Raw genomic sequence first — 25,977 nt, forward strand, 5'->3', positions numbered from 1 at the left:
TTTAAAAAATTTCATTATAAATTAAAAAAGCCCATTTTCTGGGCTTTTTATAATTTGTAGTGTGTTTTTATGATTTGAAGGTTTTCTTTTATCTCTTCTGTTAGGTCATCATAAGTTAGGAGTTCTTCTATATCTTCTTTGGCCTTTTCCTTATTTCCCAAAACAAGATTTATTTGTATCTTGTTGTAGGTCATCCTTGGGTCTTGTGGATATTTTTTAAGTCCTTGTCCTATGATTCCTAAGGCTTCTATTTCTTTTTTATTTAAATACAAGCTTATGGCATAGTCGTTGTATAGCTCCCTGAAGTCTGCATTTAGGTCTAGGGAGTTTTCAAAGGCCATTATTGAATTTTCATATTGGCCAAGGTTTTGATAGGCTACTCCTAGATAATAATATGCATCTGCCCTTTTTGTTTTTGATAGGAGTTTTGTTAGGGTTCTTACTGCCTGGTCATAATTGCTTTTTCCTATATAATAGAGGGCTTGTTCTATTTCTGCATTATCATCAATAGTCATTAGCTTATTTCTGATGTCATTTTTGGCCATTTCGTCATCTGTTAGCCTTAAGGCATTATTATAATATGACCTAGCCTTGATGTACTCTCCGAGATTAGCGTAGATATTTCCCAGTTCATAATATGAAAGCTTGAAGTTTTCATCATGTTTTAGGATTTCTTGAAGAATTCTTAAAGCTTCTTTTACAAAGGCATTTTGGTACTCTCCGTCATCTTCATAGGCGATTGGCCAAAGGAGTCTGGCATATAAATAGGCATTGTATTTATTTTCCGCCTCTAAAATATATCCTGCCCTTGCCATTAAAAGTGCCTTGGTTCTGTCAGTTTCTTCGTAGTTTACTGACTTATTGGCTGTATAATCGCCAAGGTTTTTGAGATATTTCTTTAGAATCTTTTCGTAGTCTTTCCTATATACAAAATTAGGATCAATGGCTATATTTAATAGCATGGCTTCTAGAATTATTTCTAGATTTATCTCGCTTGCAAAATCTCCAGACTGGATTCCTTCTTTCATATCTTCCATATATATAGGAAGGGATATCCCTTTGAGGTCCTCGTTTGGACTTTCTTCTTTTAATTCTATATAGGCAAGCCTATCTGTATATTTTATAAAGTATCCGTCTAAAATACCCATTAGCACCACCCCATGAACTTTCTTTGTCTGTAGGAGTGTTCATTTAAGTGTTTGAACAAGATTCCCCTAAAGATCATGAAGCCTGTGTGGATTGCACCAATTATGAGGCAGGCAATAATTTTATCTATCCCCATTGGTTGGCCGATAGAAAATCTCATGCTTAGGCAAAATTCAATGCCAATAAATATTAGGCTGTAAAGGCCGTAGTGGAGAATGTTGTTTTTTACAAAATTTACTGATTCAACTATTGCATTTACCCCACTTCTACCATTTAGGTAAATTTGCTCATATATTGATGATAAGAGGATTTGGATAATGATTGTTACCACAATCCTCGCCCTTGCCGGGAAGTTCACCATAAGGAGGTTTACAAACATTTCTAATAAATAGACCCAAAACATTGTTTCTATCATAGGGCCAAAGAAATTTCCCACAGCATTTTCTAAAGAAGACTTACCAGTATTTCCGAATTTTACAACTGATACAAGGCTTTGGACTACAAAGCAGGATATGATTACTCCTATGAAGTAGTTTACAATTCCGCCTATAGTCCCGCCTACGACACCAAAATTAAATTGGTTATTTTCAAAAATTGTATTTATTAAGATAAAAATGAAGACCATATAAGACTTGTTAATCTTTTTTATAGTTTCCTTAAAAGCTATTTTAGATACTACTAAAAAGTCTTTAATTTTATTCATTTACATCTTCTCCACAGTTCTAATTCCAAGTAGGCCTAGGGCTGTTTTGATTACTATTGCTGTTACATAGGCTAGGGCTAGTCTTTCTTCCTTTAATTTTTCGTCTTCTACCATGATTTTTGATGAGTTGTAGAATTTATTAAAGCTCTTAGCTATGTCTGTTAAGTGTCTTGTGATAAGTGATGGTTCGTATTTTTCCTTCGCTTTTACAACCACATCTTCAAAGCCAGCTAGTTTTTTAACTAAGGTAAACTCTTCATCGCTTGTGATTTTTTCAATATCAAGTGATTTGATTTCGTCAATACCAGCCTTTCTTAGGACGGATTTTGCCCTTGCATAGGTGTATTGAACGTAAGGTCCTGTTTCACCATCAAAGTTTAATACCTCATCCCAGTCGAAAACATAGTCCTTAATCCTGTTGTTGTATAATTCTTGGAATTTAACAGCTCCAATACCTACTATTCTTGAAACTTCATCGATATTTTCAACCGCATCATCACGATTTTCCATGATTTCACGTGTCTTATCTATAGCTTTATTTAGTACATCCTCTAAGAATACAACTTGGCCCTTTCTTGTTGATAGGGTTTGGTCTTTTAGACTTACCATACCAAAGGAGATGTGTTTGCATCCCTTATAAAGGTCATATCCCATTAGTTCAAGGATTCTCCAAAGTTGTTGGAAGTGTAAGTTTTGTTGAGTGGCTACAACGTAGAGGTTTTCATCAAAGTTGTATTCTTTTTTTCTGTTGATGGCTGTTGCAATATCTCTTGTTATATAAGCAGATGAGCCATTTGACTTGATTATTATTGATGGTGGAAGATCAAACTCTGAAAGATCTATAATTTGTGCCCCATCAGATTCTACAAGGAGGTTTTTCTCCTTTAGTTCTTCTAAAATCGCTGGCATATATTCTGAATAACAAGCCTCGCCCTTGTAGTTATCAAATTCTATATCAAGGAGTTTATAAACCCTATCAAATTCATTGAAGGAAATTTCCTTAAACCAAGACCAAAGTCTAGTAGCTTCTTCTTCGCCTTCTTCGAGGTTTTTAAATTCTTGACGGGCTACTTCCATCATTTCTTCGTTTTCGCTAGCCTCTGTATTATACCTAACGTAGAGGTTTAAAAGTTCTTGAATTGGGTTGGCATTTAATTTATCGTCATCTCCCCAAAGCTTATAGGCTGCAATCATGGTTCCAAATTGGGTGCCGTAATCACCTATATAGTTGGTTGCTATGGTATTATAACCCAAAAATTCGTGGATATTTCTAAGAGCATCGCCGATTACAGTTGACCTGATGTGGCCAATGTGGAATGGCTTTGCAATATTTACTGAAGAAAATTCTACAATTGCAGTCTTTCCCTTACCCATGTCAGATTTTCCGAAGTTTTCTTTTTTCTCTATGATTGTGTTTATAACTTGGTTTTCGAATTTTTTCCTATCTAAGAAAAAGTTTATATAAGGGCCAACGTTTTTAACCTCAGCAAAATCTTCAAAATCTAAGGCACCAACAAGTTCTGTCGCTATTTGGGCTGGATTTTTCCTTAAAGTTTTTGCAAGTTGGAAACAAGGGAAGGAATAATCTCCCATGTCTTCTTGAGGTGGAATTTCTATTAATTGGTAAATCTCATCTTTAGATAGGCCTAATTCTTTGCCTTCTAATTTTTCAGCAATAATTTCTTTGTAATCTTTCATTTTTCCTCCTTAGGCAAATTTGACAATTGTAACGCCGTAACCGCCTTCTTCGTCATCTCCAAACCTATAAGATTTTATTCTCTTATCTGTTTTTAAATTTTCACTTACACCCTTAATGAGGGCTCCTGTACCCTTTCCATGGATGATTTTCGCCTGGTCAAGCCCAGCAAGCATGGCATCATCAAGGTATTTATCAAGGTTTCTCATGGCTTCGTCATATCTTTGCCCTCTTAAGTCTAAGCTTGCAGAAATATTCATAGCCTTTTTAACACTATACACCTTCTTGATGTTTTTCTCAGTTTGGTTTTCGCCTTCAATCTTCTTGACGTTCTTGATATTTGAGTCCATCTTAAGGATTCCCATCTGAACTTTGATATTACCCTTAGCATCTGGTGCCTCAATAACTTCTGCCTTTTCATTTAAGCCTGATATTATAACCATATCTCCGATTTTTAACTCTTCTGGAGCATCCTTTGATCTTTTTTGGCCGAACTTGTCTTCTTCCCTTTCTATATAGGAATCCTTGTATTTGTTCCTAATTTTGTTTAGGGACCTATCAATGTCGCTAGTGTTTGCATTTTTAGACCTTTTGGCCTCTTTGAGCATGGCTTGACTTTCCTTGTTGGCCTTATCAAGGATTTGATTAGCCTTTTCTTCAGCCTGCTTGATGATTTCTTCTTTGATTTCGTCTATTTCTTTAGACTTATTTCTAAGTTTATCTTTGATGGACTGGATTTCTCGCCTATAGGCTTCAATTTCCTTATTTTTCGCTTCCATCTGGTACTTATCGTCTTCAATTTGCTCTAAGATTTTATTGAAGTTTTTTGTATCCTCACCAATCAGGCTTTTTGCTTTACTTAATATTTCATCTGAAAGTCCAAGTCTTTTTGAAATTTCAAAGGCATTTGACTTTCCAGGTGTTCCTATCTCTAGCTTGTAGGTTGGAGAAAGGGTGTTGACGTTAAATTCAACTGAAGCATTCATCACCTTGTCATTTTCCATGGCGTAATATTTGAGTTCGCTATAATGGGTTGTGGCAAAGGTCATAACTTCTTTTTCTGTTAGATGGGAAAGAATTGAAATCGCAAGGGCCGCTCCCTCGATTGGGTCAGTTCCAGATCCAATTTCATCAAGTAAAACCAAGGAATTGTCTGTCACTTTTTCTAATATGTCTACAATATTGGTTAGGGATGCAGAAAATGTTGAAAGACTCATTTCAATTGACTGCTTATCACCTATATCTAAAAATACATCATCAAAAACATTTACTGTAGATCCCTCTTCTGCCGGAATAAAAAGGGCTGTTTGGGCCATCAAAGTAATTAAACCAACAGTTTTTAGGGAAACTGTCTTACCCCCTGTGTTTGGTCCTGTGATAATTAAGGTAGTATAATCTCCACCAATGGCAACATCTATCGGCACAACCTTGCCTGGTAGAAGTGGATGGATTGCGCCCTTAATATTTATAATTTTTTGATCATTGAGCTTTGGCAAAGAATAGTCGTTTTCAAGGCCAAATTTTGCCTTGGCTTGGAGAAAATCTATCCTTGAGATTATTTTTTGGTTTTCCAAAATCTCTACATCGAATTTTTCAGCAAACCTTGATAGCCTATCAAGAATTCTTCTAATTTCCGCTTCTTCTTTTAATTCTAAATCCTTGTATTGATTGTTAAGCTCAACTATGGCTGATGGTTCGATAAATAGGGTATTGCCTGAAGCCGACTTGTCGTGGACAATGCCGTTAATTACTGAACGCTTGTTGGTTTTTATCGGAACAACATACCTGCCGTCTCTTACAGAAACAACCTTGTCTTGGAGGGCATCCTCGTATTTTGAAGAAGTTACATAGGAATTTAGTTTATTTTTAATTTCCTCTTCCTTGCGTCTTAGGCTCCTTCTTATTGACAAAAGCTCTCTTGAAGCATTGTCTGCAATTTCTTCCTCATTTAAAATCGATCTGTCTATTTCATCCTTGAGAAATTCATTGGTTGAAACCCTATCAAAAAGGTCTGAAATATAAGGGTCTTCGATATTTTTGCTATATTCTTTTAAATATTCTGAAACTCTCAAAAGGCTTAAAATTTTCAAAAGGTCAACTGGGTCGAGAATCCCATTTCTCTTGATATAGCCAACTATTTCTGTAAAATCATAAAGGCCAAAAATGTCAATATTCCCATTTCTGGCAATTACCTTTGCCATGGCACCAGTTTTTTCAAGCTCATCTTCTAGATAATCCATATCTGTGGATGGTCTTAAATCTAAGATTTGTTTTTTGACCAGGCCTGAGCGTGCCATTGCCGAAAGCTTTTCTAATATTTTTTCGTATTCTAAAACTTCTAGGCTTTTTGCCTGCATTAAATAACTCCTCTTTCGTAATTTAGCTTGTCTTTATAAGATTTATTTTGATAGACCCTTAAGTCCTCATCAGAAAAAACTGAAATTAATCTTGAAAGACCGCCATCAAATAAGTTCTCATCAAATCCCGCAGGATTAAATGGATATATTTTTGTGAGCAAATCCCTTCTTACAAGTTTCATCCTATCTCCATTAATAGATACAAATTCGCTATCCCTAAATTTGCAAGTCTCACAGCCCCTTAGACCACATTTTTTTATGGTTGAAAATGGGCAATGTACCATATTCATTAGTTCAATTCTGCCAAAAGATAAGGCTTCCACTTGGTATCTTTGGGCATTTTTATTTATATTTGTAAGGGTATTTTCAACTGAAGACTCGATTTTTTCTGCAAAATCCGAATAAAAATCAAAGGCATAGGAATTTATAACGTTTAAATACCTGCCAATCCTTATTTTTATGCCCGCTTCTTTGAAATCCTCAATAAAATCCAAATCCCTGTAATTATTAAAAATCACACCCTCGATGGAATTAGCCATTATATATGAAATCAAGTCATCAATTTCATAGTCCATATGACTGTCAAGATTTAAATACAAAGAAAAATCCTTATATTTTGGGTCGTATGATTTTATGTAGACCTTATCAAATTCTTTAAGAAGACTTGGATTTATATCCTTTGTCATAAGTTCAATATTTTTTTCAGGATTTTTCGTGCTTGGGTCTTCAAGTTTTGGTTTTACTATTTTTATCGCTTGTCTTTTGTATTTTCCTGCAATTTTTTCTTTTAAAAGTTCAATCGCATCTCGCCTTAATTGATTTATGTCTTTTTTTCTTAGGAAAATTCCTTGATCTATTTTGATTTCAATATCAAGAGCTTTAAAGATTTCATCCTTGAACCTATCAAGATTATCTCTGATGCTTGCTTCATCCAGAGAAATATTTTGAGCAGACTCAATTTGATTTTCGCCGAAGGCAACAACTTCCAAATCTCTATAAGATATTTTAAGTCGAGGTTTTTGGCCAAGTTTTCCTTCAAAATAAAGGCTAACCGGCAAATTTTGATACGACTTAAGTCCCTCTTCCAGATCATCTTTGATATTTTCTGCATTTAGCATTAAAATATCAGAATTTAACTTGGCATCCTTGTACTTATCAAGGAAAATTACCTGACCTTTCTTGTAATCTTCTGTCAAAGTCAGAGGTAATTTCTTATCCCTATCTGTTGTAACTTGGAGATTATCTCCCTTGTGAAGGTCTGAATTAGCAATAAAAGCTTTTTTGTTTTTTATTAAGTCAACAATTCCTACAGACCTGTGCTTAATATCCCCTTCTTTAAGGATATAGTCACGTCTTTGGTCGAAAATGAAACCTTTTGTATAACCCCTGTTTGAAATATCTCTTAGTTTTTCGCTATCATAATACTTGCCATTTACCTTTTTCTTATAGGCTAGGACTGAGTTATAGACATATTCAGGACTCTTCATCCTGCCTTCGATTTTAAGGCAATCAATACCGAGCTCCAACAAGGAGTCGAGATTGTCAATGACATTTAGGTCTTTCATATTTAGGTAATAATCATCGCCGTAAACTTTTCCATTATTTATAAGTTGATATTTTTGCCTGCAAGGTCCAGCGCACCTGCCCCTGTTGGCAGACCTCTGTCCAAAGTAGGAACTCATAAGGCATTCGCCCGAATAGGAAACGCAAAGTGACCCATGGACAAAAACTTCCTTTTCACAAGGAAGTTTGGCTATTTTTCTGATTTCTTCTATTGGTGTCTCACGGGCAATTACAATTCTTTTAAAACCCAAATCCATTAGAGCCTTGGCTCCGTGATAGTCTCTTACTGCCATTTGAGTTGAAGCGTGAAAATCAAGACCTGGCATTTGGTCCTTGATAATCGAATAAAAACCAATATCCTGGATCAAAATCCCATCAACTCCATATTGATAGAGTTTTTCTATATAGGAAATAGCCTTATCAATTTCAGAATCTTTGATAAGGGTGTTCATGGTTATGAAAACTTTCCTATCGAAATAATGGATATAGTCTATGACTTCTTCAATATTATCTATGGTGAAATTTTCCGCATAGGCTCTAGCGCCGAAATCGTCAAGGGCCAGATAGAAAGCATCTGCCCCTGCTGCGATTCCTGCATAAAGCATATCCATATTGCCAACAGGTGCAAGGATTTCAGTATTAATCATCAATTTTTCCCTTCAAAATTTCATTTTCCTTGGTAAGGTCCATGGCTTGTTTTTGGAGGGCCTTGATTTTTTCCCTTAATTTGTCAGCATCATTTTCTGCCTTGGTTAGGTTTATTATCTCTGCGTCCTTTTCTTGGAGGAGGATTTTTAAATCTTTTAGTTCTTCTTTTTTCTCCTCAAGATCGGTCTTGTAGGTTCCGTATTCGTTTTTAAAGGTTTCTAGTTCATCTTTTAAGGCTGGAAAATTTTCTATAGCCTCTTTATTTTCCTCGTAATATTGCCTAAAGGATTCCTTATCCTTAAAATATTCATCAGCTATATTAAGACTAGCCAAAATAAGCTGCCTATCAAAAGTGAGCTTATCAGATTTTACATCTTTAATCTTGCCGTCAACATAAGCTGCTATTTTTTCTATACTCTCTTTTGATTCTTTGGTTACAAGAGGATATTTTACACCGTCAATTTTAACTTCAAGTCTAAGTTCGCTCACTTTTTTCTCCTATCCACGTAATACTATGTTTTTCGCCTTTAATTCTTCAAGGATACTTTCTTCCACACCCTTGATATCTTCTTCCTTTAGGGTCCTGTCGGCTTTTCTATACCAAACCCTATAAGAAATTGATTTTTGATCATCGGCAATTCCCTTGCCTGTGTAAATATCAAATAATTCTATCTTGTAAAGAAGGTCACCGGCTTTTTCTTTCATGATATTTTCAATCAATTCTGATTCCACATCCCTGTCAGCAACAAAGGAATAGTCACGTTCTATAGCTGGGAATTTTGGAATTTGCTTATATTTTTTATCAGTAATTCTAGATTGGGCAATCTGGCTTAAGTTGATTTCTAAGATGATTGCACCCTTGTTTATATTATACTCTTCACGCACTTCATAGGAAATCTCGCCAATCACGCCGATTTTTTCGCCGTCAAAGTAGATATCAGCGCACCTACCAGCGTGGAAGGCATAAAGATTTTCGTTTGCCTTGTATGAAAAACCAGTAAAACCTATATTTCTCATAGCTTCTGTAAAGAAATCTTTCATATCATAGAAAGAATAGTCTCCATAAAGACCCATGGTTAGGGTGAGATTTTCTTTTGGAAGCTGATCATTTGTCTTTTCAAAAGTCCTGTCAAGTTCGAAAAATCTCATATCTTTTTGGCCATACTTGATATTTTTTGCGATAACATCAAGCATATTGGCTATTTGAGTTGTCCTCATAACTGAGAAATCTTCGCCAAGTGGGTTTATTAAGCTGATATAGTCCCTAAGTTTTGAATCTTTGGCAATGCCTAACCTGTCATATTCTCTTGGTGAAATGAAAGAATAGGTTGCAAGTTCTGAGAATTTTTGGCCCACAAGTTTGTGTTTTAAATCATCCCTTAGAAGTCTCATTTCTGATCTCTCGCCTTTTTTAAGAGAAGATACAAGTGGTTTTGATTCAATCTTACCCATACCGTAAAGTCTTACAACTTCTTCTATAAGGTCAGCTTCGATAGAAATGTCATTTCTAAAGTAAGGAGCTTTTGCTAAAATAGTGTCTTCGTCTATATCTTTAACTTCAAATTCTAATAATTCTAAGTTTTTGATTGCCTCTTCTTTGGTAAATTTAACACCAGTTAGGGAATTTAACCTAGTTATTCTAAGTTTAACTTCCTTATCGTCATTTTCTTTGATGCCTGCGTCAAAAGACCCGCCGATAATTGTACCTATGCCAAGTTCTTCGATTAATTTCATGACTCTTTTAGAAGCTATCTCAGCAGTTTCAACCGCTACTCCCTTTTCAAAACGAGAACTTGCCTCACTTCTAAGATTGAGTTTCTTGGATGTATCTCTGATATTATCAGCGTCAAAACTTGCCGCCTCTAGGAGGATATTTTTAGTATCATTTGTAATTTCAGAATCAAAACCTCCCATTACTCCTGCAAGACCAATAGCTTCCTTATCATCAGCTATAACAAGCATAGTTGGATCAAGTTTTCTTTCTTCGCCATCAAGGGTTTTAATAACTTCACCCTCTTTAGCATCTCTTACTATAATTTTTTTGCCAGCTAGCCTATCAAGGTCATAGGCATGGAGAGGTTGGCCAGTTTCAAGCATAACAAAGTTTGTAATATCAACGATATTATTAATTGGTCTCACACCTGCAAGCATCAAGTAATTTTGTAGCCATTGAGGAGATTTTTCAATCTTGACATCTTTTACAACTCTTGCGGTAAATCTCAAACATGAATGGCTTTCAACTTCTACCCCATTTGCGTAGTCATTTATATCTTCTCCATTTGTTGAATATTCTAATGAAGGATAAGTGATTTTCTCTCCAAAACTTGCCGCAGTTTCTCTTGCCATACCTATTATAGATAAGCAATCTGACCTGTTTGGAGTGATTTCATATTCTATGACTGGAGTGTTTGAAAAGAGAACTTCTGAAGCTGGTGTTCCTGGTCTAAATTCTCCAGCTAAAACAATTACTCCTTCTCTTAATTCTTTTGGAATTACAGAATCATCATAGCCAAGCTCGCTATAAGCTGTAAGCATGCCTTGGCTTACAATGCCAAAAAAGTCATGGTCTTCGATAAGAGTTCCATTATCCATCTTTGTGCCAGATGTGATTACTGGTAGGAAGTCTCCTTTTTTTGTATTTTTAGCATTTGTTATAATTGTAATTGGCTCATTTTTTCCAACATCAATTGTTAAAACTTTTAATCTGTCTGCATCTGGATGATCTTTTTGTTCTAGGACATGGCCTACAACAATGCCTTCAAGGTCAGATGTATGGATTGTAACTTCTTCTACGTGTGATCCAGTTTCAGAAAGTCTGTCTGTGATTGTTTTTAAATCTTTATCTATTTTTATATAATCTTTTTGCCATATTAAAGGTACTAACATTTTTCCTCCTAAAACTGTTCTATAAATCTCTTGTCGTTATCGTAAAGTAGTCTGATGTCATCAAGGCCGTATTTTACCATAGCAATCCTGTCAACTCCAAGACCAAAGGCGAAACCAGTGTATTTTTCGCTATCAATTCCACAAGCTTCAAGGACATTTGGATGAACCATGCCGCCACCTAATAATTCCATTGACCAACCAGTATTACCACATGCTGGACAGCCCTCGCCCATACAAACTGGACAAGTCACGTCGACTTCTAGAGATGGCTCAGTGAATGGGAAGTGGTGTGGCCTATATCTAAGACTCATCTTATCGCCAAACATTTCCTTGATAAATGTCTCAAGAGTTGCCTTAAGATTTGCCATTGAGACGTTTTCATCAACTACAAGACATTCTAGCTGGTGGAACATTGGTGAGTGGGTTGCGTCAACTTCATCATTCCTAAAAACCCTACCGGCAGAAACCATCTTGATTGGAAGTTTGCCTTCATTCATTACCCTAATTTGCATAGAAGAAGTGTGAGGTCTTAATAAAACCTCGTCATTTATATAAAAAGTATCTGATGTAGACCTAGCTGGATGGTTTTTGGGACTGTTTAGGTCGTCAAAAACATATTTAACTGTGTCAACTTCAGGGCCCGCCACAACATCAAAACCCATATTTTGGAAAATTGTTTCAAGTTCTTCCATCGTTTGGTTTATAACTGCGAGATGGCCTGATTCATACTTGTCAAAATGAGCTGTTACGTCTATTTTTTCAGCTTTGATCTTTTCTTTTAATAAGTCTCTTTTGATTATTTCATTTTTATCTGCAAGAAGGTTTTCAATTTCCTTGCTAGTTTGGTTTATTAACTTACCCGCACTTGGTTTTTCTTCATTAGGTAATTTTGCTATTGACTTTTTAAGGTCAGTAATAGTTCCTTTCTTACCTAAAAATTTTATCCTGAGTTCTTCTAGGGCCTCTAAGGTCTCTGCTTTTTCTATTTCAGTCTTGGCTGTTTCTAAGACTTGCTTTAAATTTTCTTCCATTTTTCCTCCAAATAAAAAAATCCGTCCTCTACAAAGGACAGATATAGCTCTGCGGTACCACCTTAATTGATTTATAAATAAATCCGCTCATTACTTTAACGAAAAGTTTACGTATCGATTACTCAATTCATCTCAAAGTTCATCGGTGAATAACCCTAATCGTGACTTAAAAGGCTCTCAACATCCCTTTCTTGCTGTATAAGAATAATTAAAGTCTTTCCGAATCATCACATAAGTCTATTCATAATTATGCTTGCAGCAATGGCTGCATTTAGAGATTCGATTTCTCCTTCCATAGGTATTTTGATAAAGTCATCAGTGATTTCTCTTAATTTTTGACTTAGGCCATTGGCCTCATTTCCTATAGCAAGGATGATTTTAGAATCTTTCTTAAAATCTCTTATATCTAGCCCGTCCATATCTGCTGATAGGACCTTGTAGCTAGGTTTTAGTTTGTTTATATCATCGTGAGTTTTTTCTAAGATATTTAGTCTAAAGACAGATCCCATTGATGCCCTTAGTGTTTTTTCATTGTAGAAATCAACTGTTCCTGGCATTAAAATCACATCTCTAAAACCAAAAGCTTCAGCAGAACGGATCATTGTGCCAAGATTACCCGGATCATTTATCCCATCTAAGAGCAAAATCTTAGGCGAAGAAATTTCCCTTGGATCTTTCTTTTTTATGACAGCCCCTATTCCATCAGGGTTTGTCATTGATGATAATTTATTAAAAAGGGCTTCACTAAAGACTAAAGTTCTATACTCAGTCTTATAAGAAACACCTTCTTTTAAAAAAATAAAATCTATCATAGCAGATGAAGCTACGGCCTCATCTACTAATTTCCTAGATTCTATAATAAATGAATTTTCTTTGTCTCGATACTTTTTCATTTTAAGCTTATTTATAAACTTAAAATTTTGATTAGATACCGATTCTATTAGCATTAAGCGTTTTTAGCTCTCTCTACTAATTTAGCAAATTCTTCTGGGTTGTTTACTGCAAGTTCAGCTAGCATCTTTCTGTTGATGTCGATGTTTGCTTTCTTTAGGCCGCCCATAAGTTTTGAATAGCTTGTGCCATTGATTCTTGCTGCAGCGTTGATCCTAGCAATCCAAAGTTTTCTGAAGTCTCTTTTTCTGTGTTTTCTACCAATGTAAGCATATGATAGAGATTTCATTACAGCTTGGTTAGCTGTCCTGAATAGAAGGCTTTTGGAACCGTAATAACCCTTTGCTTGTTTTAATACTTTTTTATGTCTTTTCTTTGCATTTACTGCTCTTTTTATTCTTGCCATCTATATCCTCCTATGCACCAATTAACTTTTTAACATTTTTATATACAGTTTGTGAAACTTCTGCAGGTTTTCTTAGTCTTCTTTTTCTGTTTGGTGATTTCTTAGCTGTTAAGTGTCCCTTATAAGCTTTTCTTCTCATGATTTTGCCAGAGCCTGTTACTTTAAATCTCTTAGCAGCTGCTCTTTTAGTTTTAATCTTATTTTTTGCCATCTTATTCTCCTTTTTCATCATTTGGTTCTAGAAACATAACAAGAGATCTGCCTTCCATCTTAGGCTTTTTGTCAATCTTGCCACAGTTATCTAGCATGCCGTTGAACTTATCCATTAATTCGTAGCCAGGTTCTTTTCTACCAAGTTCCCTACCACGGAATCTTATAGATACTTTGACTTTATCCCCGTTGTTTAAGAATTTTTTAGTTTGATTTGCCTTAGTTTGCAAGTCATTGTCTTCGATATTTAAAGAAAATCTTGTCTCTTTAAGTTGAGCATTCTTTTGTTTTTTCTTATTCTCTTTTTCTTTTTTCTCTTGATCATATTTAAACTTGCCATAGTCCATAATCCTTGTTACAGGTGGCTTTGCCTGTGGACTCATAAGTACAAGGTCAAGACCCTTTTCGTCAGCCATATCTTGGGCTTCTTTTAGGGAAGTGATACCAACTTGGTTACCTTGATCATCGATTAGTCTTACTTGACTAGCTCTAATTTCATCATTGATTCTTAAATCTTTTATAGTTATACCTCCAATGTATTGTATAAAAAAAGCGGGCACAAAGTACCCGCAAATAATCTATCAAAAATAAATCTTATTAACCTAAAAACTTGTGCCGTTAGGTGAGTTTGGGTACTTCTTTGTTGTTTACATGTATCATAATACTAGCTAAAATAGTAATTGTCAAATAAATTCAGATATTTTTTTGATATTTTCAAACTATTTTTAGTCTAAGATGAAAAATCCTATACCAATTAGTCCTGGACCAGTGTTTGCACCTAAGGTTGGGGAAATCTGTCCTTCCTTATAGATCTTAGCATTTTCTATAATATCTTTAAGTCTTTCTTTCATCTTTTCGTGACCATCTGGATAATCGCCTTCAGATATAAAGAAATAATAGTCTTTTACACCTTCAAGATTTTTTCTAATTATCTTTTCTAGTTGGCTAATGGTTTTCTTTTCACCCCTAACAATTTTTTCTATAGCGAAGCCGCCTTCTGGTGGATCTGTCTTAATGATTGGTTTTACTGAAAGAGCATCACCAATTTTACCAAAAGTTTTTGGCACCCTTCCACCTTCTACTATATATTTAAAAGTATCTATAGTGAAAAAGACCTTAGAATCATAGATTTTTTCTTCTAGTTTTTTTGTTATTTCATCAAAACTCTTGCCTTCGTCGATTAGTTTTTTTGCATAGGTTGCATAATAACCTTGAGCAAGGGTTAGATTTCCAGTATTAAAGGCGTAGATTTCAAGACCAGGAACTTCTGCTAGCTTACAAGCATTATAGGTTCCTGAAAACTTATTTCCTATATTAATACAAATTACTTTATCATATCCATCTTCTTTAATTTTTTCCAAAAGCTCATTGATATCTCCTGGAGAAGGCATGGATGTCTTTGGCAATTTGTTGTTAGTTTTTATCCAAGCATAAAAATCTTCAGGGCTAATTTCTAGCCTATCTTTTAGGAACTTACCATCTAAATTCACATATAATGGCAAGTAATAGAAACCTTCTTCTCTTATGTAATCAAGACTTAAATCACTTCCTGAATCTACTAATATAGCTATCTTTTCCATTATATCTCCTTGCGGTTATCTATTACTAATTGTGTGTATAATTTTGTAAATAGTGAAATGGCCAAGTAGGAAAGAACCTTATCGTGGTGGTCGGTGTATTCAAAAGAAATATTGACCGCATTGACCTTTTCACTTGTAAGTATGGCTTTTCTTGCTTGGTTAAATATATTTTCAAAATTCTCGTAAACGTCTTTTAGACCAAATGTTGACATTTCTATATCTATGCCCTTGGCCAAATCTTCTATTGATATTACCTGTTTAAATATTGATATAACAACCAATTGGGCTATGGAAGACCTGTAATATTTTTTCTTTTCCGGCCTATCAATATAGCCTAATTTGACATAGTTATTTACCATAGAAGAACTAATCAAATTTTTTTCAACTACATGAAGGGGACTTAAAATTTCATTTAAGTACCTCAAAAGTTCTTCCTTATAAATACCATCATTAGGCAGACTGTCCCAACTAGGCAGGTTAATATTTTCTAATTCATTAATTTTTTCAATCATATCTACCCCGTATTATACCCCATCTAGTTCATATTACTAGATTAGAGGTCACAATCTATATCTATTTCCACCCTCTCATTGGCCTTTGTAATCGCCCTTATATCAGTAAAATTAGATCTATAAAACTTCTTAAATTCAAGGCTTACTTCTTCCCTATCACCAATTTTTGTTGGAAATAGGATTTGACTATCAGCATCATCTATTATCTTATCCAAGTAGGCAAGGGATTTTTTGTTTAAATCTGTAATTGGCAAAAATATTATGTCTGGATTTTCAAATCTAAGTTCATCCAAGAGGTCTAGATACCTATCATCATCGACTTTTTCAAGGTCCATTGATCCTCCGTAAAAAATTATCAAATCCTCTACTTCTATTAAAAAACCAAGCCTTATCCCATCTAGGGAAAAAGCCCTAACAAATACTTCATCTCCCTTATAATGTAGACTTAATTTATCATCTTCGCCCAAAAGATAGACATTATCTCTTTTATAGAGTTTTTTAAGGTCCTTCATCCCAATCTCATCTTTATTTAGGTAGATAATATTATCCTGGTATTTTAAATCTCTAATATTCTTATTTAGGACATAGGTTAAAGACCTTAATTTACCAAGATTAAAAATGTCTTCTGTATAGGATTTCTCTCCCTTATCTGTGGCAAAAAATATAATATGTTTTGACTCGGGTATATCAAGCAAACCCTCAGCATAATCAAAAACTAAAAAATAATCCCCGTAAGCTAGGCTATAGCAGGAATCATAAATATAATTCACAAGTACTTTCTCACTCATCGTATCTCCTTAGATTTTTTATACCCTATATTACATTTTTTATCATTGGCGTATAATCTTTTTGAGGTGATTTTATGAAAAAAGAAATTAAAACTAATGCAATGAGATTTCTCGATAATTTAAATATAGAATATGAACACATAGATTACGGTCTTGACCACGAATTTGTTTCTTCTGTAGACTTGGCAGAAGAAGGTCATACAGATATCCACACAATCTTTAAGACCCTTGCTACAGAAAGTAAGGAGGGGGATGTTTATATACTTGTAATAAACGGAGCAGATGAGATCGATTTTAAAAAAGCAGCCAAGGCCATTGGTGTTAAGAGCCTTTCCATGCTTGCCCTTAAAGATCTTAAGAAAACTGTTGGTTATGAAAGAGGAGCCACAACTCCGCTTGCACTAAAAAAAGATTATCCAGTTTTTATTGACCAAAAGGCAAAAGATATGGATTTTATCAAGGTTTCTGCAGGTAAGGTTGGCCATTCTTTAAAAATTAAGCCAGCAGATTTGCAAAAAGCAACTAAGGCTAGCTTTGTTGATTTGATAAAATGATTTTAACAAAGTTTGAAAATGGCAAAAAAAATTCCTACCAAGTTACAAATGGTTTTGGTTTTGATCAAATAACTCAATGTCAAAGCCAATTTGAGGATTGCTTTTGCTTAGAAATCGAAAATGACCCTGAGGATGAGAAATTAAAACTACTTGTCATCCTCTCACCGATTTTTATTGCGGCCTTTGATAATGGAAATGTAGAACTCGAATTTCTTAAAAAAACCATAGAAAATTCTTCCCATCCTTTCGCCTTGTATCCAGATTTTTTTGGAAATTTTGACAAAGACCAATATTTCAAGGCTTATGAGGATAAAGACGAAGGGAAAATTACAGAAGACATAATTTTAAGGGAAGATAAGATTATAGAATTTTATTTCAATTCCCTACCAGAAGCCTACCTAAAATCTCTTCTCGCCATGGTTGATGGCCTGATAGAGGATGATTCTAATAGACGTAATCTCTTGCATTATTTCGATCAAATGAGAGATGATATTGTTATAAATGGTAGAAGGTCAATTTTAGCTAATGGCATCCAGGCTTTTTATTTAAATAAATATGTAGTAGTGTGGATGCTCGATTTATTTTCCTTTATACAAAAAAATAAAGCTGACGTTTCTAGCTTTCTTGATCCAATCATGGACCTGGTAAATGACCTAAAAACGCCAGCCAATATTAAATAAAATTTAGAAGTGAATCGTAAGATTCTTCTGATAAATATTTTGGGGCCACATCTAAAACGGTGATGGCTCCTTTTTTTCCTTCTTTAGCGAGTCTATAAAGTGCCCTAGCATAGGCAATGTCAACTGCTGCTGTAAAATCAGGATTTGATTCTAGATCGAGATTAAATTCCATTAGTGCATTGCCTTCGCCACTTGCCTTGCCCCTTCTTATAACATGGCCGCCGTGGACCATTTTTTTGTGGTTTTTATCAAGGTCTTCTTGGCTAATGAAGTGGACGAAAGTCTCGTATGGTGCGAAATAATCAGGCATAGTTTTTATTTTTTCTTCTATTATTTTCCTATCTGCCCCATCTTCGACAACTGCATAGACTTCTCTCAAATGAGCCTTGTGGCTATCAAAATCAAATTCCTCATCCTTTCTTATTTTATCCAAAATTTCAGGCTTTGGAATTGTATATTGTGTTGCATCAAGGACTCCATCTATCGACCTAACTGCTGCCGAATGACCTTGGCTAACTCCCTTGCCCCATAGGGTGAAGTACTTACCATCTGGAAGTACAGCTTGGCCAATAATCCTATTTAGGGAAAATAAACCCGGATCCCAACCAGTTGATATAAGGGCCAAGTTCCCATTTTCCTTACCAATATTATCCATCTCGTGAAAATAATCTTTAATTTTAGCATGATTATCAAAACTATCAAGAGTATTGAAGCTTTTTAATAACTCTGGCCCTTGGGATAAAATATCCTTATCTGATGACCCACATAAAATTAATAAATCAATTTGATCTTTGTATTCATTTATATTTTCAAGTGGCCTATAAAGGTCTATATCTAGCTTTCTCCTAGAAAATATCCCAGCCACTTCCATATCAGAAATCGCATCAATGCCTTTTTTTACAGACCTTCCTAAATTTCCGTAACCAACTATTCCAACTCTAATCATTGTCTCCCCTTATTACATCTTTAAAATCATACCTACCTGGTTTCTTTCCTTGTAAAAAACTTGCAGCCTTCAAAACCCCATTGGCAAAGATTTTTTTGGATGCTGCTTGGTGATTTATTTCAATAGTTTCATCAAGACCGGCTAGGATTAATCTATGCTCGCCAACTATTGTTCCCGCTCTCACAGAAGATATGCCAACTTCATTTGGATCACGCCTGTCATCATGACTAAAATCTCTCATTTTCTTAAATAATTTGCCATCCCTGCCCCTATTTACTCCGTCAAAGATCATATTGGCAGTGCCAGAAGGATTGTCCTTCTTTTTGTTGTGGTGGCTTTCAACTATTTCTATGTCAAAATCTTTTAAGACCCTGGCAAGTCTTTCGGCTATATCTGTCATAACATTTATGCCAAGAGAATAATTGCCTTCTTGAATAAAGGCTACACTTTCCCCGAGTTTCTTGATTTTAGAAAGGTCTTCATCTGTATAACCAGTTGTTGCAAATACTACTGGATAGGATTTTTCTTTGGCAAATTCAATTATATGATCAAGTAAAAATCTTATCAAATGCCCTATAATCCACATTTAGATTTTCATCAAAAGGCGTGATTACAGCGACAGTTGATCCTGTGAATATCATCATTACTCCTTTACTAAAAGTTCTGCGATTTGTACAGCGTTAAGGGCTGCACCCTTTCTAATATTATCTGCCACGCACCATAAATTTAAGCTATTGTCACAAGAGAAATCTCTCCTAATCCTACCGACAAAAACCTCGTCTTTGCCGCTTGCTGTAGCAGGCATTGGATAAATTTCATTGGCAATGTCATCTTCTACTATGACTCCCGGTGTAGACTCTAAAACTTTTCTAATGTCATCAAGATTAAAATCTTTTTTTAACTTTAAGTTGATTGAAACACCGTGAGCGTTAGAAACTGGTACTCTGATGGCTGTGGCTGTAATTTTTATAGAATCATCTCCCAAAATTTTTCTAGATTCGTTAACCATTTTCATCTCTTCTTTTGTATAGCCATTATCTAAGAAAGAATCTATTTGTGGAAGTAAATTGTCATAAATTTTATATTTCCAGTGGTCATTTTTCTTTTCATAGAGGTCTTCAAGAGCTCTTTCACCACCACCAGAAACCGCCTGATAGGTATTGTAAACAATTCTATCTATGCCGTATTCTTGATAAATATTCGCAATAGCAAGGACAGATTGGATTGTAGAACAATTTGGGTTTGCTATTAGCATATCTCTTTTCTTAATGTCACTAGGGTTCACTTCTGGAATTACAAGTGGCACGTCTTTATCCATCCTAAAACATGAAGAATTATCAACAACCCTGATATTGTTTTTTACAGCCAAAGGCACATATTTTTCTGAAACACTTCCACCTGCCGCAAATAAGGCTAGATCAATTCCCCTATTATCAAAGGAATCTTCCTTTAATTCTTCAATGATTACTTTCTTTCCCTGAAACTCAATTTCTTTTCCTACTGACTTTTTTGAAGCGAAGGCAAAAAGCCTATCAACCGGGAAATTTCTTTCCTCTAGGATATCCCTAATCTTGCTTCCAACTAATCCACTTGCACCAACAACTGCTACATTTGCCATCTTATTCTCCTTTATATTCACAATCATTTTTTATTAAATCATCTAAAGTTTCTCTTTTTACTGCAAGATAATCCTTGCCATCTTCAACAAAAACCACAGTCGGTTTTGGAAGTTTATTATAATTTGAACTCATCGCCAATGAATAGGCTCCGGTGTTTTCAATAGCAAGTATATCCCCTCTTTTTGGATAAGGAAGGTCGGTTTCTTCTATCAAAATGTCTCCCGATTCGCAAAACTTGCCTCCAACCCTAAATTTTTCATAATTTTTATCGTCAAGTCTATTTGCAATTAATGCATCGTACTTGGCCCCATAAAGGCTTGGCCTTATATTATCAGACATACCCCCATCGACAAAAACAAGTGGGAGGCCTTCAAGGGTGTGCTTAACACTACCCACACTATAAATCGTCGTTCCAGCCTGGTTAATCATAGACCTACCTGGCTCGATGCCGACCCTTGTGATCTTAAGCTTATAATCCTTGATTTTTTCCTCAATGATTTTCGCAAAGTCTCGTAAAAACTTTTCTAAATCAAAGTCTTTGTCATTTTTATTTTGTCTGACTCCAAAACCTCCGCCTAAGTTTAAATGACTAAAACTTTGGTCAGTAAGGTCTTGCATTTTCTTTGTAAAATCAAAGAGGATTTTAGCTTCTTCTTCAAAAAATCCAACTTCCATTACTTGGCTGCCTATGTGGGCGTGAAAACCTAGTAAATTTACAAATTGGCTTTGGGCCATTTCCTTGATATAGGATTCTATTTTTTCATCCCTGATATTTATCCCAAACTTGGAATCAGCGTTTGATGTTTGGATATACTTATGGGTTGAGGTTTTTACATCAGGATTAATCCTTAAAAGGCAATCCATCTTCTCGTCCATTTCCTTTAGGATTTCTTCTAAGAATAAAAATTCCTCGTAAGAATCTATAATTATTGTTCCAATCTTATTTTCTATGGCAAAAACAAGTTCTTCTTTGGTTTTATTATTGCCATGGAGATGGATTTTTTTAGGTTCAAAACCGGCCTTCATGCCTATATACATCTCCCCAATAGAAACCGTATCAAGAAAAAGGCCCTCGTTTTTAATAAGACCTAGCAAATACAAGTTTGACCCTGCCTTTGAGGCAAAACTTACCTCGCTAGCAAAGATATCTGATTTGAAATTTTCCCTAAAAGCCCTGGCTGTATCCTTAATTAGTTTTTGATCATATATGTAAAGGGGCGTCCCATATTTTTTCCTTAAATATTCTACAGAAAGTCCACCAATATGGAGCATCCCATCTATATTTGTATAATTTTTCTTAAGCATATATCCTCCATACGAAAAAAATCACGGGCAAAAGGCCCATGATTTCCCTTTCGCCTGACTTAGCAAGTACTCCAGCAAGATTTGGCAAATCTTGCTGACAATCATAGACCTATTCGACCTATGACCAATACCATGTATTTCGGCGGTTAGACCTTTCGTTACCTACTCATTGTAACCGCGACCCCTTGGCTAAATCTTTAATTATTTATCAGTCTATCAGATATTAGTGCTTTTGTCAAATTTATGTTAATATTCATGCAAATATTTTTATTTTAATACCGATTGTTGTATAATAGTGCCAATTAGGAGAATGATGTGAAAATAACAGCTAAATTTGGGGGCTCATCTGTAGCCTCAGCCAGTCAAATAGAAAAAGTAGGACAAATCGTAAAAAATGATGAAAATATAAGGGCTATTGTCGTTTCTGCCCCAGGAAAGAGATTTAAGGCAGATATAAAGGTGACAGACCTTTTAATCAGCCTTTTTGAAGAATATAAATCACAAAGCCCAACTTACATAAAAACCTTGGATATGATTGTCCTCAGGTACACAGAAATCTCTGAAATTTTGGGTCTTGATAGAAAATTAGTGGAATCTTTTAAGGAAATACTTCTAGGATTTTTATCAAGTATTAAGGATGATTTTTATTTGGAAAATGCCATTAAATCTTCAGGCGAAGACTTTAATGCAAGGCTTATTGCAGCCTACATGAATAAAATCGGAATCAAAGCCACCTATATGTCACCAAAAGATTTGGGAATTGTCCTTGAATACAGTCTAAATGATGTAAATATTTTAGATGAGACCTATAAGAATATCGGAAAATTTAAGGATAGGGATGAGCTCTTAGTTGTGCCTGGTTTTTATGGCTACAATAAGGATGGCGATAAGCTTACCTTCTCTAGGGGTGGATCAGATATAAGCGGGGCTATCCTTGCTAGAGGTCTTGGCTGCGATATTTACGAAAATTATACAGATATGACCTATATTTATTCAGCAAATCCTAGCCTTTTTGATAAGCCTGCGCCGATTAAAAATATTTCCTATGCCGAAATGAGAGAACTTTCCTACAATGGTTTTGAGATCTCCAAGAAGATGCCGTTGAGCCCCTTCTTGATACAGATATTGAAATCCATGTCAAAAACACCAATAATCCAAATGAAGGCGGGACAATTATTTCAAAGGAAAGGACAGATGTGGATAAGAACCCTATTGTCGGAATGAGCGATGTTGGAGAATTTACTTCCTTTAAAATCACTGAATATTTGATGAATAGGAAGGTCGGTTATATCAAAAACGTCCTTGATATTTTCCAATATATGCACATACCAGTTGAACATATTCCTACTTCAATAGATTCTATTTCTATCCTCGTTAGGAGCGAATATCTGGAGGACAGCTCAAAAAAATCTTCTATAGTAAATGCAATAAACAATTCCTTTGACCTCGATGAACTAGTAGTTAGAGATTTTCTAAAATCCATTGCTATAGTTGGCGAGGGTCTAAAAGACCAAATGACCACGGCACTTTATATCATTTCTGACGTCTTAAATCAAAACCAAATTAAAATCGAATATATTATCCAAGGAGCATCTAACAATTCACTTTTTATTCTAATTAATAAAAAAGATGAAAAATTATGCCTAAAATCCCTCTATAAGGCAATTTATGAAGATAAAGTCCTTGATAAGTAAATTAGTAAAGAAAAACCAGAGTCAGGATTCATATCCCGCTCTGGTTTTTAAAATTCTCAGATTCTCTTATTAGTATTTCTCCAAATACCGATTTCTTCTGCTGCCTTGATTAACTCATCCCTATTGTCTGGGTGGGCTAGACTTACAAGGGCTTCTGCTGCTTGCCAGGTTGTTAGACCTTTGAAGTTTACAATACCTTGTTCTGTTGCAATGTAATGGGTGTTAGATCTTACAGCTGTAGCTTGGGTGCCTGGTGCGAAGGTTGGAACGATGTTTGAAATTCTCTTACCGTCCTTGTCTACTCTTGATGAGTTAAGGGCAATTATTGATCTACCGCCCTTTGACCTATAAGCACCAAGTACAAAGTCTAGGGCTCCGCCTGCACCTGATATGTGTTTAGTTCCAATGGATTCAGCAGAAATTTGTCCCCAAAGGTCCACTTGTAAAACTGTATTGATTGAAACAAAGTTATCAAGAGATGCTATTACGTCAATATCATTTACATAGTCAACTGGAGCTGCCATTAGCTCTTCATTATCGTCTATATAGTCGTAAAGCTCTTGGCTACCTGCAGCGAAAGCATATGTTTGGCGACCAACATCTATATTTTTCTTACGTCCTGTAATCCTGCCTGCTAGGGCCATTTCTCTAAAGGCATCAACATACATTTCTGAGTGAACACCAAGGTCTTTTAGGTCAGATTTAGCAATTTCTGAACCTATAGCATTTGGAAGACCACCTATACCAATTTGGATAGTATCACCATCACGAAGCATATCTACTACGAAGCTTGCTGCCTTAAGTTCTTCTTCACCAAATGAAGCTTTTGGAAGTGTGAGCATTGGATAATTTGTTGATTGGTAAACATAGTCAACATCTTTGATATTTATAAAGTTATCATATCCACCAAGTGCTCTTGGAACATTTTCATTTATTTCTAGTATTACCTTATCAGCTGTTTCAAACGATGCCATAGCGTGACTTACTGATACACCAAAATTGAAGTTTCCATGCTTATCCATTGGACTAACTTGGAATACTGAAACTGCAGCTTTTGGAGCATTTTCTCTGATATATCTTGGTAGCTCGCTGTATTTGATTGGAATAAAGAAAGCGTTGTAGTCTTTTGAATTAATTAACTTTCTTTCTATACCTGATGAGTGCCAAGAATGGTAGGTAATGTGTTCTCCTGTAGGATCAGCTGTGGCTAAAGGTGAATTGTAAGCAAGGATTCCTCCCCTTACCTTTACATCTTTTAATTCATTTACTCTTTCAGCTAAGGCCTTATCGAAGTCAACAGGTGTTAGGGCACACCATCCCATTTCTACCCAGTCGCCGTCCTTAACCATTGCTGCTGCTTCTTTTGCAGTGATTAACTTTTCTTCATATAATTTCTTAAAATCCATATTTTCCCCTTTTATAATATCGTTTTCTTATGATATTAACTATATACCCATAATTGAAAATTATTATCAATCTTTAGTAAATAATTTAATATTTTATCGAAAATTAACAAAAAAAGGCATGCAGATAAGAACTACCTGCATACCTTAAAATTTATCTTATCTTTCTACTATAACTGCAGTACCCATACCGCCACCTATACAAAGTGTTGCGATACCTTTTTTAGAGTCTCTCTTTTGCATTTCATATAGAAGTGTTGTAAGGATTCTTGCTCCTGATGCACCAACTGGGTGACCGATAGCAATAGCTCCACCGTTTACGTTAACTATGTCTGTGTTTAGACCTAGTTCTTTGATTACTGATAAAGCTTGAGCAGCGAAAGCTTCGTTAGCTTCGATTAGATCGATGTCTTCAAGTGTTAGGTTAGCTTTTTCTAGAGCTTTTCTAACTGTTGGGATTGGGCCTGTACCCATGATTTTTGGATCAACACCTTCTGTAGCGTAGCTTACGATTGTAGCAAGTGGAGTAACGCCAAGTTCTTTAGCTTTTTCTTCACTCATTACTACTAGACAAGCTGCACCGTCGTTGATACCAGATGCGTTAGCTGCTGTAACTGTACCGTCTTTGATGAAAGCTGGTCTTAGGCCAGAAATGCTTTCTTTTGTAACGCCTTCTTTGATGTATTCATCTGTGTCAACTACTGTAACTTTGCCTTTTCTACCCTTAACTTCTACTGGTACGATTTCGTCTTTGAATCTACCTTCGGCTCTAGCTTTTGCAGCTTTTTGTTGGCTGTCTGCAGCAAGGGCATCTTGTTCTTCTCTAGTTAGACCGAATTTTTCTGCTATATTTTCTGCAGTAACTCCCATGTGGTAGTCATTGAATGCGTCCCAAAGTCCGTCTTTGATCATTTCATCGACAACTTTTTTATCACCCATTCTTGCTCCCCATCTTTCGTCTGTTAGAAGGTATGGAGCTTGTGACATTGATTCTGTACCACCTGCTAAAACAACATCACAGTCACCAGCGATAATCATTTGAGCTGCTAGAGAAACAGATCTTAAACCTGAACCACAAACAATGTTTAATGTCATTGCTGGTTTTTCAATTGGAATACCAGCGTCTAGTGCGATTTGTCTAGCGATATTTTGGCCGTTACCTGCTTGAAGTACACAACCAAGGATTGATTCATCTATATCTTCTGGTTTGATGCCAGCTCTTTTGATTGCTTCTTTAGCTGCTACTGCACCTAGTTCTCTTGCTGAAACTGTTTTAAATGCTCCGCCGTAAGCACCAACTGGTGTTCTTGCTGCACTTGCTATAACTACTTTTCTTGTCATAATTTCTCCTTTAGTTTT

At 35.4% G+C, this 25,977-nt stretch carries 25 protein-coding genes and 1 riboswitch; of the genes, 4 read left to right on the forward strand and 21 right to left on the reverse strand.

Annotated elements, in window-relative coordinates:
- Nucleotides 1–47: 47 nt before the first annotated feature.
- From K8P03_RS01145 to K8P03_RS01215, 15 genes are all read right to left on the reverse strand, one after another.
- On the reverse strand, nt 48–1,148 hold the full coding sequence (locus K8P03_RS01145) for a tetratricopeptide repeat protein (protein ID WP_223417702.1): 1,101 nt from the start codon (nt 1,146–1,148) through the stop codon (nt 48–50).
- The gene (locus tag K8P03_RS01150; protein WP_223417703.1) at nt 1,148–1,849 is read right to left on the reverse strand and encodes a hypothetical protein; all 702 of its coding nucleotides are present in this window, start codon (nt 1,847–1,849) and stop codon (nt 1,148–1,150) included. Before K8P03_RS01150 ends, K8P03_RS01145 begins: the two co-directional genes overlap by 1 nt.
- Nucleotides 1,850–3,547: an arginine--tRNA ligase gene (argS, locus tag K8P03_RS01155; protein ID WP_223417704.1), complete on the reverse strand. Its 1,698-nt coding sequence runs from the start codon at nt 3,545–3,547 to the stop codon at nt 1,850–1,852. It lies immediately after the preceding gene.
- A 9-nt stretch (nt 3,548–3,556) separates the two neighbouring features.
- A complete protein-coding gene (locus tag K8P03_RS01160) occupies nt 3,557–5,902 on the reverse strand; it encodes an endonuclease MutS2 (protein ID WP_223417705.1) in 2,346 nt (781 codons plus the stop codon).
- Entirely contained in the window at nt 5,902–8,112 is a 2,211-nt protein-coding gene (locus tag K8P03_RS01165; RefSeq protein WP_223417707.1) for a peptidase U32 family protein, read from the reverse strand. Before K8P03_RS01165 ends, K8P03_RS01160 begins: the two co-directional genes overlap by 1 nt.
- Complete coding sequence (gene zapA / locus K8P03_RS01170; RefSeq protein ID WP_223417709.1) at nt 8,105–8,602, reverse strand: cell division protein ZapA; 498 nt, start codon at nt 8,600–8,602, stop codon at nt 8,105–8,107. Before zapA ends, K8P03_RS01165 begins: the two co-directional genes overlap by 8 nt.
- Before the next feature lie 9 nt (nt 8,603–8,611).
- Nucleotides 8,612–10,999 carry a phenylalanine--tRNA ligase subunit beta gene (gene pheT, locus K8P03_RS01175; protein ID WP_223417710.1) on the reverse strand — a complete coding sequence of 796 codons (2,388 nt, stop codon included), beginning with the start codon at nt 10,997–10,999 and terminating at the stop codon, nt 8,612–8,614.
- A gap of 8 nt (nt 11,000–11,007) precedes the next feature.
- The gene (pheS, locus tag K8P03_RS01180; RefSeq protein ID WP_223417711.1) at nt 11,008–12,030 is read right to left on the reverse strand and encodes a phenylalanine--tRNA ligase subunit alpha; all 1,023 of its coding nucleotides are present in this window, start codon (nt 12,028–12,030) and stop codon (nt 11,008–11,010) included.
- Nucleotides 12,031–12,257: 227 nt separating this feature from the next.
- Complete coding sequence (locus K8P03_RS01185; RefSeq protein WP_223417712.1) at nt 12,258–12,923, reverse strand: TrmH family RNA methyltransferase; 666 nt, start codon at nt 12,921–12,923, stop codon at nt 12,258–12,260.
- A 53-nt stretch (nt 12,924–12,976) separates the two neighbouring features.
- A complete protein-coding gene (rplT, locus tag K8P03_RS01190) occupies nt 12,977–13,327 on the reverse strand; it encodes a 50S ribosomal protein L20 (protein WP_223417715.1) in 351 nt (116 codons plus the stop codon).
- Between the two features lie 10 nt (nt 13,328–13,337).
- Complete coding sequence (rpmI, locus tag K8P03_RS01195; protein ID WP_037328888.1) at nt 13,338–13,538, reverse strand: 50S ribosomal protein L35; 201 nt, start codon at nt 13,536–13,538, stop codon at nt 13,338–13,340.
- Between the two features lies 1 nt (nt 13,539).
- Nucleotides 13,540–14,097, reverse strand: coding sequence for a translation initiation factor IF-3 (gene infC / locus K8P03_RS01200; RefSeq protein ID WP_223417717.1), 558 nt, complete (start codon nt 14,095–14,097; stop codon nt 13,540–13,542).
- A 165-nt stretch (nt 14,098–14,262) separates the two neighbouring features.
- The gene (locus tag K8P03_RS01205; protein WP_223417719.1) at nt 14,263–15,117 is read right to left on the reverse strand and encodes a DegV family protein; all 855 of its coding nucleotides are present in this window, start codon (nt 15,115–15,117) and stop codon (nt 14,263–14,265) included.
- Nucleotides 15,117–15,629, reverse strand: a complete 513-nt coding sequence (locus K8P03_RS01210) for a DUF1836 domain-containing protein (RefSeq protein ID WP_223417721.1) — start codon at nt 15,627–15,629, stop codon at nt 15,117–15,119. The genes K8P03_RS01205 and K8P03_RS01210 overlap by 1 nt, the downstream gene beginning before the upstream one ends.
- A 41-nt stretch (nt 15,630–15,670) precedes the next feature.
- Nucleotides 15,671–16,417 (reverse strand): hypothetical protein, encoded by a 747-nt coding sequence (locus tag K8P03_RS01215; protein WP_223417723.1) that lies wholly within the window; start codon nt 16,415–16,417, stop codon nt 15,671–15,673.
- A 74-nt stretch (nt 16,418–16,491) separates the two neighbouring features.
- Between K8P03_RS01215 and K8P03_RS01220 the strand changes: the two genes are divergently transcribed.
- Both K8P03_RS01220 and K8P03_RS01225 read left to right on the forward strand, forming a co-directional pair.
- Entirely contained in the window at nt 16,492–16,971 is a 480-nt protein-coding gene (locus K8P03_RS01220) for an aminoacyl-tRNA deacylase (protein ID WP_223417725.1), read from the forward strand.
- Nucleotides 16,968–17,651: a hypothetical protein gene (locus tag K8P03_RS01225; protein WP_223417727.1), complete on the forward strand. Its 684-nt coding sequence runs from the start codon at nt 16,968–16,970 to the stop codon at nt 17,649–17,651. Before K8P03_RS01220 ends, K8P03_RS01225 begins: the two co-directional genes overlap by 4 nt.
- Here the strand turns inward: K8P03_RS01225 and K8P03_RS01230 are convergent.
- From K8P03_RS01230 to lysA, 4 genes are all read right to left on the reverse strand, one after another.
- The gene (locus K8P03_RS01230; RefSeq protein WP_223417728.1) at nt 17,644–18,597 is read right to left on the reverse strand and encodes a diaminopimelate dehydrogenase; all 954 of its coding nucleotides are present in this window, start codon (nt 18,595–18,597) and stop codon (nt 17,644–17,646) included. The genes K8P03_RS01225 and K8P03_RS01230 overlap by 8 nt on opposite strands.
- Entirely contained in the window at nt 18,590–19,165 is a 576-nt protein-coding gene (dapB, locus tag K8P03_RS01235; RefSeq protein ID WP_223417729.1) for a 4-hydroxy-tetrahydrodipicolinate reductase, read from the reverse strand. The genes K8P03_RS01230 and dapB overlap by 8 nt, the downstream gene beginning before the upstream one ends.
- A gap of 75 nt (nt 19,166–19,240) precedes the next feature.
- Nucleotides 19,241–20,215, reverse strand: a complete 975-nt coding sequence (locus tag K8P03_RS01240; RefSeq protein ID WP_223417730.1) for an aspartate-semialdehyde dehydrogenase — start codon at nt 20,213–20,215, stop codon at nt 19,241–19,243.
- Between the two features lies 1 nt (nt 20,216).
- Nucleotides 20,217–21,521 (reverse strand): diaminopimelate decarboxylase, encoded by a 1,305-nt coding sequence (lysA, locus tag K8P03_RS01245; protein WP_223417731.1) that lies wholly within the window; start codon nt 21,519–21,521, stop codon nt 20,217–20,219.
- A 56-nt stretch (nt 21,522–21,577) separates the two neighbouring features.
- Nucleotides 21,578–21,716, reverse strand: a riboswitch (Lysine riboswitch).
- Between the two features lie 120 nt (nt 21,717–21,836).
- On the opposite strand from lysA, the gene K8P03_RS01250 reads away from it, so the two are divergent.
- Together K8P03_RS01250 and K8P03_RS01255 are read left to right on the forward strand one after the other, a co-directional pair.
- Nucleotides 21,837–22,745: an amino acid kinase family protein gene (locus tag K8P03_RS01250; RefSeq protein ID WP_223417733.1), complete on the forward strand. Its 909-nt coding sequence runs from the start codon at nt 21,837–21,839 to the stop codon at nt 22,743–22,745.
- Nucleotides 22,718–23,215 carry an ACT domain-containing protein gene (locus K8P03_RS01255; protein ID WP_223417735.1) on the forward strand — a complete coding sequence of 166 codons (498 nt, stop codon included), beginning with the start codon at nt 22,718–22,720 and terminating at the stop codon, nt 23,213–23,215. Before K8P03_RS01250 ends, K8P03_RS01255 begins: the two co-directional genes overlap by 28 nt.
- 56 nt (nt 23,216–23,271) lie before the next feature.
- Here K8P03_RS01255 and K8P03_RS01260 read toward each other — a convergent pair whose 3' ends face one another.
- Nucleotides 23,272–24,621 (reverse strand): acetyl-CoA hydrolase/transferase C-terminal domain-containing protein, encoded by a 1,350-nt coding sequence (locus tag K8P03_RS01260; protein WP_223417737.1) that lies wholly within the window; start codon nt 24,619–24,621, stop codon nt 23,272–23,274.
- A gap of 156 nt (nt 24,622–24,777) precedes the next feature.
- A complete protein-coding gene (locus K8P03_RS01265) occupies nt 24,778–25,959 on the reverse strand; it encodes an acetyl-CoA C-acetyltransferase (protein WP_223417739.1) in 1,182 nt (393 codons plus the stop codon).
- Nucleotides 25,960–25,977: the final 18 nt, after the last annotated feature.

This window comes from Anaerococcus murdochii (assembly GCF_019957155.1).
Taxonomy (GTDB): Bacteria; Bacillota; Clostridia; order Tissierellales; family Peptoniphilaceae; genus Anaerococcus; species Anaerococcus murdochii.